At 58.5% G+C, this 15,767-nt stretch carries 18 protein-coding genes; 11 read left to right on the plus strand and 7 right to left on the minus strand.

Annotation, left to right across the window (positions count from 1 at the left end; translation table 11 throughout):
* Positions 1–71 precede the first annotated feature (71 nt).
* The gene (locus AB731_RS04440) at positions 72–881 is read right to left on the minus strand and encodes a hypothetical protein (protein WP_047092257.1); all 810 of its coding nucleotides are present in this window, start codon (positions 879–881) and stop codon (positions 72–74) included.
* A 370-nt stretch (positions 882–1,251) separates the two neighbouring features.
* On the opposite strand from AB731_RS04440, the gene AB731_RS13595 reads away from it, so the two are divergent.
* The 4 genes from AB731_RS13595 (at position 1,252) to AB731_RS04460 (ending at position 4,425) form a co-directional block, all read left to right on the plus strand.
* Positions 1,252–1,896 carry a M23 family metallopeptidase gene (locus AB731_RS13595; RefSeq protein WP_231638841.1) on the plus strand — a complete coding sequence of 215 codons (645 nt, stop codon included), beginning with the start codon at positions 1,252–1,254 and terminating at the stop codon, positions 1,894–1,896.
* A 110-nt stretch (positions 1,897–2,006) separates the two neighbouring features.
* Positions 2,007–2,897 carry an LOG family protein gene (locus AB731_RS04450; protein WP_231638842.1) on the plus strand — a complete coding sequence of 297 codons (891 nt, stop codon included), beginning with the start codon at positions 2,007–2,009 and terminating at the stop codon, positions 2,895–2,897.
* Positions 2,898–2,904: 7 nt separating this feature from the next.
* Entirely contained in the window at positions 2,905–3,780 is an 876-nt protein-coding gene (gene purU / locus AB731_RS04455) for a formyltetrahydrofolate deformylase (RefSeq protein WP_047092256.1), read from the plus strand.
* 225 nt (positions 3,781–4,005) lie between these two features.
* Positions 4,006–4,425 carry a hypothetical protein gene (locus AB731_RS04460; protein WP_156167358.1) on the plus strand — a complete coding sequence of 140 codons (420 nt, stop codon included), beginning with the start codon at positions 4,006–4,008 and terminating at the stop codon, positions 4,423–4,425.
* A gap of 49 nt (positions 4,426–4,474) precedes the next feature.
* On the opposite strand, the gene thiD is transcribed toward AB731_RS04460, so the two are convergent.
* Genes thiD through glmM form a run of 3 tightly spaced genes read right to left on the minus strand, consistent with a single transcriptional unit; the run spans position 4,475 to position 6,785 of the window.
* Positions 4,475–5,224, minus strand: a complete 750-nt coding sequence (thiD, locus tag AB731_RS04465) for a bifunctional hydroxymethylpyrimidine kinase/phosphomethylpyrimidine kinase (protein ID WP_047092254.1) — start codon at positions 5,222–5,224, stop codon at positions 4,475–4,477.
* Positions 5,224–5,448: a DUF1272 domain-containing protein gene (locus AB731_RS04470; protein WP_047092253.1), complete on the minus strand. Its 225-nt coding sequence runs from the start codon at positions 5,446–5,448 to the stop codon at positions 5,224–5,226. Before AB731_RS04470 ends, thiD begins: the two co-directional genes overlap by 1 nt.
* Positions 5,448–6,785: a phosphoglucosamine mutase gene (gene glmM, locus AB731_RS04475; protein WP_047093037.1), complete on the minus strand. Its 1,338-nt coding sequence runs from the start codon at positions 6,783–6,785 to the stop codon at positions 5,448–5,450. Before glmM ends, AB731_RS04470 begins: the two co-directional genes overlap by 1 nt.
* Positions 6,786–6,965: 180 nt before the next feature.
* Between glmM and AB731_RS04480 the strand changes: the two genes are divergently transcribed.
* On the plus strand, positions 6,966–7,577 hold the full coding sequence (locus AB731_RS04480; protein ID WP_047092252.1) for a superoxide dismutase: 612 nt from the start codon (positions 6,966–6,968) through the stop codon (positions 7,575–7,577).
* An 83-nt stretch (positions 7,578–7,660) separates the two neighbouring features.
* Here AB731_RS04480 and AB731_RS04485 read toward each other — a convergent pair whose 3' ends face one another.
* From AB731_RS04485 to AB731_RS04495, 3 genes are read right to left on the minus strand one after another with little or no spacing between them, the layout of a single operon-like run.
* Complete coding sequence (locus tag AB731_RS04485; protein WP_082126336.1) at positions 7,661–8,818, minus strand: AI-2E family transporter; 1,158 nt, start codon at positions 8,816–8,818, stop codon at positions 7,661–7,663.
* 44 nt (positions 8,819–8,862) lie between these two features.
* Positions 8,863–9,498: a sigma-70 family RNA polymerase sigma factor gene (locus AB731_RS04490; RefSeq protein WP_047092251.1), complete on the minus strand. Its 636-nt coding sequence runs from the start codon at positions 9,496–9,498 to the stop codon at positions 8,863–8,865.
* Complete coding sequence (locus AB731_RS04495) at positions 9,495–9,677, minus strand: NepR family anti-sigma factor (protein ID WP_047092250.1); 183 nt, start codon at positions 9,675–9,677, stop codon at positions 9,495–9,497. The genes AB731_RS04490 and AB731_RS04495 overlap by 4 nt, the downstream gene beginning before the upstream one ends.
* Positions 9,678–9,888: 211 nt before the next feature.
* On the opposite strand from AB731_RS04495, the gene AB731_RS04500 reads away from it, so the two are divergent.
* The 6 genes from AB731_RS04500 to AB731_RS13945 all read left to right on the plus strand — a co-directional run bounded on the left by AB731_RS04500 (position 9,889) and on the right by AB731_RS13945 (position 15,714).
* Entirely contained in the window at positions 9,889–11,562 is a 1,674-nt protein-coding gene (locus AB731_RS04500) for a CHASE domain-containing protein (protein ID WP_269429505.1), read from the plus strand.
* A gap of 65 nt (positions 11,563–11,627) precedes the next feature.
* Entirely contained in the window at positions 11,628–12,407 is a 780-nt protein-coding gene (modA, locus tag AB731_RS04505; protein ID WP_052768839.1) for a molybdate ABC transporter substrate-binding protein, read from the plus strand.
* Positions 12,407–13,099, plus strand: a complete 693-nt coding sequence (gene modB / locus AB731_RS04510) for a molybdate ABC transporter permease subunit (RefSeq protein ID WP_156167359.1) — start codon at positions 12,407–12,409, stop codon at positions 13,097–13,099. The genes modA and modB overlap by 1 nt, the downstream gene beginning before the upstream one ends.
* A complete protein-coding gene (locus AB731_RS04515) occupies positions 13,089–13,739 on the plus strand; it encodes an ATP-binding cassette domain-containing protein (protein ID WP_047092247.1) in 651 nt (216 codons plus the stop codon). Before modB ends, AB731_RS04515 begins: the two co-directional genes overlap by 11 nt.
* A 338-nt stretch (positions 13,740–14,077) precedes the next feature.
* Positions 14,078–15,559: a glycerol-3-phosphate dehydrogenase gene (gene glpD, locus AB731_RS04520; RefSeq protein ID WP_047092246.1), complete on the plus strand. Its 1,482-nt coding sequence runs from the start codon at positions 14,078–14,080 to the stop codon at positions 15,557–15,559.
* Positions 15,556–15,714 carry a hypothetical protein gene (locus AB731_RS13945; RefSeq protein WP_156167360.1) on the plus strand — a complete coding sequence of 53 codons (159 nt, stop codon included), beginning with the start codon at positions 15,556–15,558 and terminating at the stop codon, positions 15,712–15,714. The genes glpD and AB731_RS13945 overlap by 4 nt, the downstream gene beginning before the upstream one ends.
* The last annotated feature ends 53 nt before the right edge of the window (positions 15,715–15,767 follow it).

The following is a 15,767-nucleotide window of genomic DNA, read 5'->3' on the forward strand; positions in this document are numbered from 1 at the left end:
TCGCCAGCATTGGTAAATATGTGGTTAGCTCAGGGACGATTGTTGGCTCCTGTACTTCATCCCACCCTCAATTACATAATGCAGCGCCCCTGATTTTGCTCCAGCAATTGTGCAATTTCTTCGCGCGGCATGGCGTTGTCCTGAATTTTGACGGCGACGAAGGCTTTTCCCTGCTTGAACTGCCGCTCGATATGGTTCTCGGCAAAGTCTTCGACATCCAGATCAGTAAGCATGGTGGCCATGGCAGCGCCGGTTGCGCCAATGATGCCGCTGACTGTGGCCAGCGCCGGAAAGGTCGATGCCAATACAGCTCCCACGGCTGCGACAGGACCCACGCCCGGCACAAACAGGATGGCGACGCCAACGGCGGCACCTGCAATTCCGCCACCTGATACACTGGCAAGCACTCTCGATCGGCTGTGGCCCTGAAGCTGGCCTGTCCCGGCCTCGGGGACGAGCGGAGAGCGCCAAAGCACAGAAATGTCGTCTTTGGCGATACCGTTCGAAATCAGCTCCCCGGTCACAGCGTTCGCCACTTCGGGTGACGGGAAGATTGCGGTCACCAAATGTTCGAGGTCGGCCTTTTGTTGCTTACAGGCTTCATGGAATTCACGCGCAAAAACGTTGCGGTCGTGCTCTGATGCAAAGCTGGCTCTTACGCCGGAAGTTTCGCGCAGCTGGATGACGCTGGCCGATGCCTCTGTCAGATGCAGTGTACGAAGCAGCTGTTCCACCGTGGATGGCGACATGACGCGGTCGGTCGCGCGGTTGATCCATTCCACATGCTGCGGACGCGGATGTTCATGTGGCAGGTAATTCAGCGCCAAAAGCTCTTCTGCCTTAACAACGTAGGCGTAGATTTCAGGTTCGGCTTTGCCCATTTGCGCTCTGCCCCCCGACAGCGAATTCCCAAAATCGAAGATGCAGGCCGTTTTCTACAACAGTCATGCTCTTTCTAAATGGTGCTCTAATACAATAATTTGCTAATATCAATGTAATAGCCGGGGAAATGCCTTATTGCCGCTTGGCAGCACATGCGTGACTTGAGGCATTGGCGACTTCACGTGAAAATACGGGATTCGTTATGCAGCCTCGCAGATATTTGCTGCCCACAATCACACAGATTCGATTATCGTCTGGCATTTCGGAACTTTGCAGAGCAACATACGCATCTTGCTGGCGCTGGGGGGCGAGTCGATGGGGCGACTGAAAAACATTCGAAATTTCGTTTTGACGGTGGCCTTTTGCTGTTTGCCGCAAATTACTGGTGCGCAGGATTTCGCCGCTGTCGATGCCGCGGCGGACGTTCCGCTGGCGCGCGATACATCGCCAACTGTAACCGTGCTTGAAAGGCCGCGCAGCGGAAACTCCGAAGCGCGCAGCCTCATCAGCATTGGCTTCGACACGGTCGCGGGCGAAAGAAGGTATGCTGTCCGCTCTGCAAATGACAACGGTGTGGCCAATGTGCGTTTTTCCTCGGCACCTCCGCGCGGGGCGGGCTTCGCTGGTGACATCCCTGATCGTCTGCCGGTATCGCGTGTGCGCCTGACCAGCCAATACGGGTACCGTGTCCATCCCGTGACCGGTCGCGGATCGAACCACAGCGGGATCGATCTGGCCGTTTCCACCGGTACGCCGGTGGTTGCCACCGCAGACGGCGAAGTTCGTATTGCTCATTACCAGGGGGCCTACGGGCTGCTTGTTGCATTGGATCACGGTGAAGGTGTGCAAACACGCTACGCCCACCTTTCATCTATCGCAGTGTCTGCGGGCCAAATGGTCAGCGAAGGTGATTTGATCGGAAGGTCTGGCTCTACAGGCCGGTCTACTGGTCCGCATCTACACTATGAAGTCAGGGTCAATGGCGCGTCGGTCAATCCGTTGCCTGCTTCATGACCTGTTGACCGGGCGATCTGCGGAGCGGACCGCAATCGCCGCGCTTACCGGGCTTTCCAACATCGCCAACCCGCTATAGGGCCAACACAAATGCCTATCAGGAGAGTTTTGTGAGTGCCCAAGACAATGGTCCCAATTGCGGACTGAGCGATGACCGCTTTTATCATGCCGACAGTGAGGCAGGTTTTGCGGAATCCATCCCGCAAAGCACACCGCAAACACGGCACCCCGCTTATAAGCTGGCGTTCCGCGATACCGATTTCCTGCTGCGCGAAGAGTTGCGCCCGGTGCGATTCCAGCTGGAACTGCTCAAGCCCGAAATGCTGCTGGACGAGGCTGGCGTCGGTTCGACACTGGTAATGTACGGTTCTGCCCGTATTCCTTCCCCGGAAACGGCCGATGCCAAGGTCGAGGCGGCGAAGAACGGTTCCGAATATGATCAACTTGTCGCCAGCAATCTGGCGGCCAAGGCGAAATATTATACCGAGGCTTACAAGCTGGCCAAGTTGTCCGGTGAAAAGGCAATCATCGAAGATGGCAAGCGCCAGTTCGTTGTATGCTCCGGCGGGGGACCTTCGATCATGGAAGCCGCCAACAAGGGCGCGAGCGATGCCGGTGCGGAAAGCATCGGGCTGAATATCATTTTGCCGCATGAGCAGGCGCCCAATACTTATGTGACGCCCTATCTTTCGTTGAATTTCCATTATTTCGCTCTGCGCAAGATGCACTTCCTGATGCGTGCCCGCGCTGTCGCGGTGTTCCCTGGCGGGTTCGGCACGTTCGATGAGTTCTTCGAGCTGCTGACGCTGATTCAGACGGGCAAGATGAAGCCGATACCGATCCTGCTGTTCGGCAAGGACTTCTGGACCCGTGTCGTAAACTTCGAAGCAATTGCCGAAGAAGGCACAATTTCGAAGAAGGATCTCGACCTCATTACGTGGTGCGAGACGGCTGAGGACGCGTGGTCGGCGATTGCAGATTTCTACGACTTGCCGGGTTAGAAGCCTGATGACCAATCCTGCCGGACCGACTTCGTATATCCTGACCTTGTCCTGCAAGGACCGGGTTGGCATTGTTGCCGCAGTGACCGGACATCTGGCCAGGATTGGCGGCTTCATCCTAGACAGCCAGCAGTATGCTGATCTTGATGCGGGCAGCTTCTTCCTGCGGTTGGAGTTCAAAGCAGCCGGCGCTGAATTTCCGCGCACTTTGGATGAGCTTCGTGGCGGATTGGAACCGATTGCGCAGCAGTTCGGTCTGGAATGGGACCTGGTACCTTCCTCCCACACACCAAAACTGTTGATCGCGGTTTCAAAAGGCAGCCATTGCCTGAATGATCTGCTGCATCGCTGGAAGACCGGCAATTTGCCAATTGATGTGGCCGGAGTTGTTTCTAACCATCCCGACTTGCGCGACCTGACCGAATGGCACGGCGTGCCGTACCATTACCTTCCCGTCGAAGCAGGTTCGCGCGCCGCGCAGGAAGCGAAGCTGCTGTCGATTTTCGAACAGAGTGCCTCCGACTATCTCGTCCTTGCCCGTTATATGCAGGTTCTGTCTGAAGGTCTGGTAGAAAAGCTGGCCGGGCGGTGTATCAATATCCACCACAGTTTCCTGCCGAGTTTCAAAGGTGCGCGGCCGTATTTGCGGGCGCAGGAGCGCGGCGTTAAACTAATCGGTGCCACCGCCCATTTCGTGACCAGCGATCTTGATGAAGGACCGATCATAGAGCAGGATGTCGAACGTGTGGACCACCGTGCGACAGAGCGCGATCTTGCGCGCATCGGGCGGGACATTGAAGCGCAGGTGCTGGCCCGCGCAGTCCGATGGACAGCAGAGCGGCGGGTGTTTCTCAATGACAAACGGACCGTGGTGTTTCGTTAGTTTTGTCAGCGTTGCATCAAATACGATCAATCCCCCATTCTGGCCTTTCTCCAGAACCAGCTTGGTCCAAATTTTACACCGGGTAAAAATAGTGGTTTATCTGGTGATCGGTAAATCGGCGGGGTGACGCAGATGAATGGATCGAAATTCTTAATTCAGGTCAGTGGTGCAGCTGTGGCAATGGTTGTGGGGTTTCCGGCGCTTGCACAGAATGCCGGTCCGCAAATGGCGCCGAGGAGTGCGACTGCTTTTGCGCAATATGTTGACGCATCCCGAACCGAATGCGCTTCTTTTGACGATGGCGTGCTGGCGATCGAATATAGCCAAATCGACCAGACCACTGATTTTGACGGCGACGGGCTGGCAGATGCAATCTTTGATAGTGCTGGCCTGAACTGCTCTACTTCTGCCAGCTTTTCCGGTGGAACCGGCGGAACAATCCTTAGCATATTTCTCAGTGCTGATGGCGGGACGCGCCAGATGCAAATGCAGGGCTATCAAATCCTCCACTCGCGGCGTGTCCCAATTCTGCTGCTCGCGCTACATGGCTCGGCATGCGACCGATATGGATATCAGGCCTGCTTCGCAGCATATAGCTTTGTTGACGGAAGCTTCGTGGCTGCGGGTGGTGCAGTGCGGGAATGAGGCCCACGCTGTGCTGGCGAAGTGATGCCAATGGCGTAGCTTGATTGGCTTACCGTACCGCCTGATGCCCCAGCGGCCCGTTGCCGAAGCCGAAACCGGGTGCGTTTTTCAATGCCTCGCGCACGAACTTGCGGCTCTCTGCCACGGCTTCTTCCAGCGGTAATCCGCGCGCCAAATGGGAGGCGATGGCGCTGGATAGCGTGCAGCCGGTGCCGTGCGTGTGTTTGGTGACGATGCGGGCTTCGGTCCACACTGTGTCTCCTGCACCGGGGCGCACAAGTCGATCTTCCACCATCGGGCCATCAGCATCGCCGCCCTTGGCGAGATAGGCGATATTGCGCTCCGCCATGCCGCGCGAACCGCCCAGCGCTTCCAGTTCCGGCACATTGGGAGTGGTAAGGGTTGCGAGGTCCATCAGCCATTCGAATACTTCGATCGTAGCCGGGTCTGCCAGCACCGATCCGCTGGTGGCGACCATGACCGGGTCGAAGATGATCGGGCAGGGCAGGTCTTCCAGCCGGTCTGCCACGACTTCCGCGATATCGGCGCTGCCCAGCATTCCGATCTTTACCGCGTCAACGCCGATATCTTCCATGCAGGCATCCATTTGCGCCGCTACGAATTCGGGCGACATAACCTCTACACTTCGCACGCCGCGGGAATTCTGCGCCGTGAGCGCTGTGATGGCAGTCATGGCATAGCCGCCCAGCATGGTGACGGTCTTTATGTCGGCCTGAATGCCTGCGCCGCCTGAACTGTCGGACCCGGCTATGGCGAGGATGCGCGGCGGACGGCTCATCATCCCTTGAACTTGTGCTGTGTGCTCGCCGGGTATTGTTCCAGCATTTCACGTGGCCGCGTGGGACGATCAAGCAATTCGCCACCACAGTTGGGGCAAACATCATCCACGGCTTCGGAGCACGCCGCGCAGAAGGTGCATTCAAAGCTGCAAATGAATCCTCCGGGCAATTGCGCAGGCAAGCCCGTACCGCAGCGTTCGCAATCGGGGCGCATTTCCAGCATCAGATGGCCTTGGTCACCGCTTCGCAAATGTCATCCACCAACCGGTTGACCTGCACCTCGTCATCGCCTTCGGCCATTACGCGCACGAGTGGTTCCGTGCCCGATTTGCGGATTACCAATCGTCCGTTTCCGGTTAGTTCAGCCTGCGCGGCCGCGATAACGTCCTGTACGTTTTGTGCCTCCAGAGGATCGGCATCTTCATAACGGACGTTCTTGAGAACCTGCGGAACAGGATCGAAGACATGCAGCAGTTCGCTGGCAGGTTTGCCGGTCCGGACCATCGCGGCGAGCACTTGCAATGCGGCAACGGTACCATCGCCGGTGGTCGCATGGTCAAGCAGGATCATATGTCCCGACTGTTCGCCGCCGACATTGTATCCGCCCGCCTTCATCGCCTCCAGCACGTAGCGATCACCCACTTGCGTGCGCACAAGGTCCAGCCCTTGGCCCTGAAGGAAACGTTCGAGGCCGAGGTTTGACATGATGGTCGAGACAACGCCGCCGCCGCGCAGCAGGCCGCGCGCGGCCCAGCGGCTGCCGATCAGCGCCATGATCTGATCGCCGTCGACTTCCTGGCCCTTCTCGTCGATTACAATCAGGCGGTCGGCATCACCGTCCAGCGCGATACCGATATCTGCACCCTCCGCGACAACGCGGGCCTTGATCGCGCCCAACGCGGTGGAGCCGACACCGTCGTTGATGTTCTTGCCATTGGGTTCCACGCCAATGGCGATGACTTTCGCGCCCAATTCCCAGATGGCGGTGGGGGTGACATTGTACGCAGCACCATTGGCGCAATCGACCACGATTTTCATCCCGTCGAGCCGCAGGTCCACTGGCAGTGCGCGTTTGACCGCGTGGATATAGCGCCCGCGCGCATCGTCGATCCTGCGGGCCCGGCCAATGGCATCGCCCTCTGCCAGCGGCTGCTCGACTTCCATCGCTGCTTCAATGGCTTCCTCATCTTCGTCGGACAGTTTGAAGCCGTCAGGCCCGAACAGCTTGATGCCGTTGTCGGGATAGGCGTTGTGGCTGGCGGAAATCATCACGCCGATATCGGCGCGCATTTCGCGGGTAAGCAAAGCGACTGCCGGGGTGGGCAGGGGCCCGGTCATGATTACGTCCATGCCGACACTGGTGAAGCCCGCGACCAGAGCGTTTTCCATCATGTAGCCGGACAGCCGAGTATCCTTGCCGATCACAACGCGGTGCTTGTGATCGCCGCGCAGGAAGTGGCGGCCAGCGGCCTGACCTACCTTCATCGCGATCGCTGCATTCAGTTTCTTGCTGTTGGCCCGTCCGCGTATGCCGTCGGTACCGAAATAGGTGCGTCCCATAGTTCTCTCTTGCCAGAGGTGAAGCTCGGCGCCTGCATGCCGCCTTGAGCCCATCTTGTCACGCGCGAAGCGGGTAGACATCATCAGCAAGAATTTATAGCCGCCAAACATGCAACTCCAGCGCGTCTCGGGCGTTGGCATGGCAAGACACAAATTTCAAAACAGGAAGGACGAAACCCAATGGCTTTCACACTCATGCCGCTGCCTTACGATTCAGAAGCAATTGCGCCTGCGATTACAGCAGAAACTTTCAGCTATCATCATGGCAAGCATCATCAGGCTTATGTCACCAAGACCAACGACGCAATCGAAGGCACTGCCCATGCCGACAAGTCTCTGGAAGAGGTCGTTGCAGCATCGCGTGGCAGCGATCAGGGATTGTTCAACAATTCCGCACAAGTCTGGAACCACGGTTTCTACTGGCATTCGCTGACGCCAAACAGCACCGGGCCTAGCGGTGAACTTGCTGCGAAGATCGAAGAAAGCTTCGGTTCGCTGGGCGAACTTACCGATCTGCTCAAAAGCAAGGGCGCAGGCCATTTTGCCAGCGGCTGGGTATGGCTCGTTGAAAACGGCGGCAAGCTCGAAGTGGTCGATACGCATGATGCCGACACAGTGGCCGATAAGGGTATGAACCCGTTGCTGGTCATCGACCTGTGGGAGCACGCCTATTATCTGGATCACCAGAATGCCCGGCCGAGCTATCTTTCAGCTGTTGTTGACGGCCATCTGAACTGGGATTTCGCCGCCGAGAACCTGGCGCGCGGTACGGCCTGGACTTACCCCGCCTGACAGGCGCATCAAATGATCTGAAAAGGCCCGCATTCCTGCAAGGAGTGCGGGCCTTTTTCATGGGCGCTCAGGATCTGGTGGAGTTAGTCTTCCGCCTGAAGATCAAGGACATTGGTAGCAAACAGCGGTTCCCCGAACAGAAATCCGATGAAGTTGGGGCGCCCCAGGTGATCGACCAGAGCGGTCAGCGTCAGCAGGATGGGCACCGAAAGCAACGCGCCGACCACGCCCCATATCCATCCGAAATAAGACAGGGCGAGCAGGATCGCGACGGGATTCATCGTAAAGCGCGCCCCGAGAACGCTTGGGGTTACCACGTTCGCTTCAATCGTGTGCAGGCCGAAATAGGCTGCTGCCGGGATCATTCCCAGAAACACCGACTCCGCCGACCCAAGGCCGAACAGGCCAAGCAATACCACCATCAGAAGCGGGCCGACGTAAGGTACGAAGTTGAGCAGCGCCGCCAGCCCGCCCCACATAACCGGTGCATCCATACCGAGCGCCCACGCGCCTAAAGCAACCACCACTCCGACACCTGTGTTGATGAGGCCGACGGTCAGGATATAGGCTGCCACACGGTCTTGTACTTCGCGCATCGCGCGCGCAGCTTTCAGGCTGGAGCCGACCTGTTGGCGTTCCAGCAGCAATCGGCGGCGCAGGCGCACGCGTGCCTCGATCATGAAGAAGGCGAGCAGGAAAGTCAGCAGCACTTCCAGCAAGACGGTGGGTGTCGCCAGGGCAAGCTGCTCGAGCATTGTAGGGCTTGCCAGCACGACTTTCTGCGAACCATCGCCGGACAATGCGGCCAATTGCCGGTTCAGCTCGCCCACCCAGGCGAAGGTCATTTGCAGATCGTTGAAATGCTCTCCCACCTGCCGGGCCATTGACGGTATCTCGTCATAAAGCGTGATCGCCGGCGTCAGCACGGCGGTAAGCGCCAAAGCCAGAACGGCGAAGAATACGAGCAATGCCATCAGGGAAGCGAGGAAGTTGGGGATGCCCCAATAGGCCAGCTTGTCCGCCAATGGCGACAGAATGATGGTTACGATCAGGCCGGCAACCAGCGGCAGAAACACCACCGAGCCTATCGACAAGACGAAAGGCAGAGCAAGGAACAGCCCAATCGCCAGCAGCACAACAAGCGCGGAAATCAGCCGCACTTCCTGTGCAGCAAAGGTCAAGGGTGTAGGGTCCGGCAAGTCCGGTTCGTGGGTGTCGCTCTTATCCCGTGACGCGGTCATCGCGCGGCCCCTGTGCCAGTCGCCCGCGATGCGCAGGCGATGTGTTATTTAATAATTGCTGTCGTTTCCCCGCGACCGGCTGCTACTTCATCCAGCTCCTCCAGGATGGCGCGATGCGCGGATGGATCTCCGATTGCGCGATCAGGAATGTCGCCGTCCTGGATCATGCTGGCCAATGCCGATCGCGCGCGGCCCACACGGCTTTTGATCGTACCAACAGCACAGCCGCAAATATTGGCTGCTTCTTCATATGAAAAGCCGCCGGCACCAACCAGCAACAATGCCTCACGCCGTTCTGGCGGCAAGGTCAGCAACGCGCGGTGCAGGTCAGACAGGTGGATCGGTTCTTCCTGACCGGCAGGCGCGGTGAGAATACGTTCCGCCACACCTTCATCATATTCGCCGCGAAAGCGATTGCGGCGCATGTCGGTAAGGTAGGCATTGCGCAGGATCACAAACGTCCAGGCACGCATGGATGTGCCCGGTTCGAAGCGTTGCTGCGCAGCCCAGGCCTTTAGCAAAGCTTCCTGTACCAGATCGTCAGCCATGTCGGGACGGCCGCAGAGGCCGCGTGCAAAGGCGCGCAGGTGCGGAACGACCTCGGTCAGTTCCCGCTTGAAGTCATGCTTGTCCTGCTCGCTGCGTTCGGGCAGCTCGCGTTTTGTTTCAGGCTTGCTCATTTACCCTCGTTACCGTCCAGCTGGGAGAGCAGGTCCTTGAAAGTGTCGGGCAGCGGCTCGTCCAGCACGCTGTCATAAAGGCGTTTCAGCCCGGAAGCCCAATCTGGATCGCTCGGATGGGTATCATCCGCGTTTTGCGGAACCGATGCAACCTTCTTGTCGTCCTTGGAGGATGTCATTGCAGTATTATTTCCCGTCAGGGCTGTCCGATCGCTTTTGTTCGGGAACAGCCTGCGCAAGTTGGTGTTGGTATGTCACATCGGAACGACACGCCGCGCATCCGGTTCCCCGGATATTGTATTTTGCGTGATTGCCAAATTGCATGAAAGCGAAGCAGTTGGCGATCCGGGAACTTGTATGGTGATCGCTTGGGGCGGTTAAGGAGTTATCTTGCAGCAGCAAAGTGGCCAGAGAAGCAGGACGAAACGGTGGCTGCTGCGCTATCCGCGCGCCATGCCGCTTGGCATCTTCTGTCTGATCGCGGCGATTACCGTGCTCAGTATCTTCGCAATCGAGCGGGTACAGGTTCAGCGCGATAATGCGCAGCTTAACGCCCGGGCGACTGCCATTGCATCTGCGCTGGAAAGACGTGCAAATGCTAGCAGCGCTTACCTGCGGGCGGGCGCAGCACTGCTTTCCACAATGGACGAAGTACCGCCCGACGATTTCCGTCGGTTTGTCTCCGAATTGCGACTTGATGCCGATTACCGTGGTGCAGAAGGAATTGGCTGGGCGCGTGTTGTGACGCCATCGCAGGTTGAAGATTTCAATGCCTTCGCCGCGCAATCGGATACCGGTGGTTATGAATTGTATCCGCTGCCCGATGGAAGCCAGCCGATTTCATTGCCGGTAACATATCTGCAGCCGGATACTGAACGTAATCGCCGCGCGCTCGGCTTCGATATGTATTCCGAGCCTGTTCGCCGCGCCGCCATGCAAGAGGCTGAACGCACTGCACGTCCAACCGCCAGTAATATGGTGGTATTGCAGCAGGAAGGTTCCGAAGAGGCACCGGGCTTCTTGGTTTATATGCCCGTATTCGAAGCACGCGGGGGCGGCAGGGCTTTGAAGGGATTTATCTACAGCCCGTTTAACGCAGAAGATTTCCTGCAGAGCGCGCTGGAACTGGAGGACGCCGGTACATACGGCGTCCGGCTTTATGATGGCACGCCCAGCGAGGATGCCCTGATCGCGGCCACGGTCGATAATGAAACCGAAGGTGTGCGCCAGATCAGCCAGATCGTCACAATCGCCAACAATCCCTGGGTACTGGTTATAAGTGAGCGGAATGCTGCCGGCCTTGCCGGTTTGTCTATGGCTACGCTCATCTTCGGTCTGCTGGTTGCTGCGTTGATGATGTTACTCGTGCGGATGCTGACCCAGCAGGCACAGGAAGATGAAGCATCCCTTGTATGGTTCGAAGAGCAGGCGTCGATACGCAACACTCTGACGCGGGAACTGAACCACCGCGTCAAGAACACGCTGGCGAATGTCCTTTCGATCATCGCACTCACCCGCAGGCGAGCCGATTGTGTCGAAACTTTTGCGACGTCGCTTGATGGCCGCATTCGTGCGCTGTCGGCCACGCATGATCTGCTGACCCAGTCGGATTGGGGATCGACGCCGGTGCGGGACGTGGTCCAGGCTGAATTGCTGCCTTATGCCCAGGGCAGTGATCAAAAGGTCAGCATGACTGGCCCCGATGTTGAGCTTGCGCCCAATGACGCGCTTTCACTGGGTCTGGCGATCCATGAACTGGCCACCAATGCTGCAAAATATGGCGCGCTCAGCCAATCTGGCGGCATGGTCACGATTGTGTGGAAATTGGTGGAGCCGACGCTTTGCCGGGTGGAATGGCTGGAACGCGGCGGCCCGGCAGTTTCGCAGGATCGCAAGCGCGGCTTCGGAACGGATCTGATCGAGCGGATTGTGGCCCACGAACTGCGCCACCCTGTTGAACTGGATTTTGATCCAGAGGGCGTCCGCTGCGTGCTGCTTATTCCGGTGCGCCGCGCGACGGAATTCATGATCCGCGCCAATCGGGACAAGCCGACCGAAAATTAAACGGCGGCGGCGTTCGGTTGAAGGGTTGCTGGACTGGCAACATAGGCCATTCTACACACCGGGCAATGCGGCCCCTTTCGATCTTTGTGCGATTCCTCTCGGGCCTGTTTCTGGCTGCGCTACTCGGTAGCTGCGCTGCGGCGCAGAGCCGGGGTCCGGTATTGTTGTCTCCTGCCAGCATGAAGGAATCGCTCGAAGCTGTGGCGGATGCATGGGCGGCACAAGGTAATGCCCGTCCTGTCTTGTCCTTTGCAGGATCCGGAGCGCTTGCCCGCCAGGTCGAACGCGGAGCGCCAGCGGATATCATTGTTTCCGCCGATGCGGAATGGATGGACTGGCTCGAAGCGCGTGCGCTGATTGTCCCGGAAACGCGCCGCGTACTTGCCGGCAATGCGCTGGCGCTGATTGCAGCAAGCCCGGTGGATGCGCACAGCTCCATTGCCGGTCACTTGCGCTTGGCGGGAAATACCAGACTGGCGATAGGGGATCCTGGGTCGGTCCCGGCTGGCCGCTATGCCCGTGCCGCTTTGCAGAACATGGGCCTATGGCATGACGTGCAGGACAAAATCGTGCCGACCGAAAATGTGCGTGCGGCGCTGGCGCTGGTGCAGGCAGGCGAGGCGCAATTGGGTATCGTCTACGCCACCGATGCTGCCGCGTCGGACCGGGTTTACCTGGCGGCGATCTTCGATCCCCGTGATACGCCGGAAATTTCTTATCCCGCAGCACGCCTCTCTGCTGCACAGCACCCGCAGACCGGCGCGTTGCTGGAGTTCCTTTCAGGGCCCGTCGCGCAAGAGATTTACGCTGCGCACGGGTTCACTCCGCAAAAGGCCGCGACCTGATGTTGTCCGGCGCAGAGTGGGCGGTAATTGCCTTGTCCTTGCGCGTCAGCCTGGTGGCTATGCTGGTCACGCTGCCGCCTGCATATGCGCTGGCCTGGCTGATTGCACGGCGGCGCTTTCCCGGACGGATGCTGCTGGATGCGGCAATTCATCTTCCGCTTGTTTTACCGCCGGTTGTCACCGGCTGGCTGCTGTTGATAGTGCTGGGGCGCAATGGCCCTGTCGGCGGTTGGCTGGAGTCGAATTTTGGCATAACGCTGGTGTTTAACTGGCTGGGTGCAGCGGTGGCGGCAGCGGTAATGGCCTTGCCGCTTATGGTGCGCGCAATGCGTTTATCGATCGAAGCAGTCGACCGGCGGCTGGTCGGCGCGGCGCGCACGCTTGGGGCAACCCCGCTCAAAGCATTTCTTACGATCACCTTGCCGCTTAGCCTGCCCGGAATTGCAGCCGGAGCCATGCTCGGCTTTGCCCGGTCACTGGGCGAATTCGGTGCGACGATCACCTTTGCGGCGAATATCGAAGGGCAAACCCGCACTTTGCCACTGGCAATTTACACCGGACTGCAAGTGCCCGGCAGCGAAAGCGCGGTCACGCGGCTGGCGGTGATTTCGATCGTGCTTTCGCTAGGCGCGCTGCTGGCATCAGAATGGCTGGTGCGCCGTTCGCAAGGATCGCGCGCGCATGTCCTTTGATGTCGATCTTGAATTGACCCTTGGCGATCAGCGCATCGCCATAGCGTTTGCTTCAGATGCAAAGCTGGCGGCGTTGGTGGGGCCGTCGGGTGCAGGAAAGACAAGCGTTCTGAACGCTATTTCGGGCTTGCTCAAACCCAGTTCGGGACGGGTCGCCGTGGCCGGGAACATGTTGTTCGACAGCGCGGCAAAGCTTGATGTGCCGCCGGATCAGCGCCGGGCCGGATACGTCTTTCAGGACGCGCGCCTGTTCCCGCACCGCCGTGTTTCGGCCAATCTCGCCTACGGGGAAAAACTTGCCCGGCCTGCCGAAGTGTGGATCACCCGAGGCGAAGTTTGCGACCTTCTGGAAATCGGTGCTTTGCTTGACCGCTGGCCAGCGACACTTTCAGGCGGGGAAACACGGCGCGTGGCAATCGCAAGGGCACTGCTGGCGGCACCAAAATTCCTGCTGCTGGACGAACCATTATCCTCGCTCGATCCTGCGCGCGCCGAACGGCTTGCCGCATTGATTGAACGTATTCGTGACGAATTGGCGATCCCCATCCTGCTGGTCAGCCATTCTGCCAGCGAGGTAGAGCGGCTGGCCGATCAGGTCGTGACCATGCCTTCGCCATCGGAACGTCCTATCGACAGTTGAACGGTGTGTCCGAAAATCGAGCAGACTGGTACTCAGTGACGCGTGCCAGTGGCAGGCGATCCAGCGCGCCTTTTCGGATTCATTTTCGCTTCGGGCAATGGGAAAGCCATGTCGGCCAGGGCCGCTGTCACATCACGGAGCGCCAATACCGTCTGTGGCAGGTGTGGCCCCAAGGCCGACCCTTCGGTAACTGAGCCTTCAGTCGTGGATTGGGCTGATCTGCCGGGCGAAGGAGCGGTCTTTTCAGGCTCGGCACGGATGGGGCATGGCTTGCAACCGCGGCTCACTCTGTCAGATAGTCACATCTATCATCTGAAAGCTGAGGAATAGGCGCGCCTGTGATTTATGACCTGCTTGTTATTGGCGGAGGCATCAACGGTGCCGGGATCGCGCGGGATGCCGCCGGTCGCGGTGCAAAAGTGCTGCTAGTAGAGAAGGACGATCTCGCCCAGCACACGTCTTCTTCCAGCACAAAACTGGTGCATGGCGGCTTGCGTTATCTTGAACATTACGAATTCCGGCTTGTTCGCGAAAGCCTGATAGAGCGCGAACGGTTACTGGCCATTGCGCCCCATATCATCTGGCCGCTGCGTTTCGTTCTGCCGCATGACAAGGGTCTGCGGCCGAAATGGCTGCTGCGGCTCGGCCTGTTTCTGTATGACCACATTGGCGGCCGCAAATTGCTGCCTCCTACCCGAACAGTCGATTTGCGACAGCCACCGCATGGCGCGTTTCTGGAAGATCGCCTGACGCGCGGGTTTGAATACTCAGACTGCTGGGTAGAAGATGCACGGCTGGTTGCGCTCAATTGTATGGACGCAAGGGAGCGCGGCGCAGATATTCGCAGTCAGACCGAATGTGCCGCTCTGATACGAAAGGCGGATAGCTGGACGGCGACCCTGCGATCGTCAGCCGGAACGCAGCAGATTGAAGCGCGCGCAGTGGTCAATGCTGCCGGGCCATGGGTTGATGCCGTCCTGGGCCAATCCACGCCAGACAAACCTCATGAAAATCTGCGACTGGTCAAAGGCAGTCACCTGATCTTCAACCGGCTGTACGATGGGGATCACGCCTATATCTTCCAGAACGGAGATGGCCGGATCGTCTTCGCCATCCCCTATGAACGTGATTACACGCTGGTTGGTACAACGGATCAGTCGTTTTCCGGCGATCCGTCGGGCATCGCAATTTCAGATGAGGAGTCGCTTTATCTCTGCGATGCGGTGAATGAATATCTGAAGCATGATGTGTCGCCCGGTGATGCTGTATGGAGCTACGCAGGGGTGCGCCCGCTGTATGACGACAAATCCTCCAGCAATTCCACCGTCACGCGCGATTATGTGTTCGAGCTGGATAAGGAAGGAGGAGCGCCGATCCTGTCGATCTTTGGTGGCAAGATCACGACCTACCGCAAGCTTGCCGAACACGCGTTGCACAAGCTGGGCGGCTTCGCCGACCGTAGCTGGACTGCTGATGAAGCCTTGCCCGGCGGTGATATAGGGGCGTCGCAATTTGCAGGGTTCCTGGCCGAAGCCAAGCAGCGTTACGGTTGGTTTCCTGCCGATGGCGTGCACCGGCTGGCACGGGCCTATGGCACACGGATCGACCGCATTCTGGGCGATGCCACATGTCTGGATGATCTCGGCGCGTGTATGGGAGGTGATCTCTATGCTGCGGAGCTGGAGTATCTGGTGCTTGAGGAATTTGTGATCAAGCCAGAAGATGCGCTGTGGCGGCGTAGCAAACTTGGCCTGCATCTGGATCGGCACGCCCATGCCCGGGTTGCGGATTGGTTTGCGGCCCGGAAGGAATATGCGTGACCGGCACGCGTGCTCTTGCTCATGAGATTGGCGGAGCGCCTGTCCATTGCTGCGATGATCGCAAGGCAGGTGGCCACATGCCGTACCTTTATGGACCTGCGGCGCACACGTTTGATCCAGAGCCTGAAACGGCCTGTAATCCCCTGCTGCGCTGATTGTTGTGGTACTGAAAGCGCAGGTTTTGGCAGCTGCAATTCAATCCCGCCAG

The organism is Aurantiacibacter marinus (genome assembly GCF_001021555.1).
Classification (GTDB): Bacteria; Pseudomonadota; Alphaproteobacteria; order Sphingomonadales; family Sphingomonadaceae; genus Alteraurantiacibacter; species Alteraurantiacibacter marinus.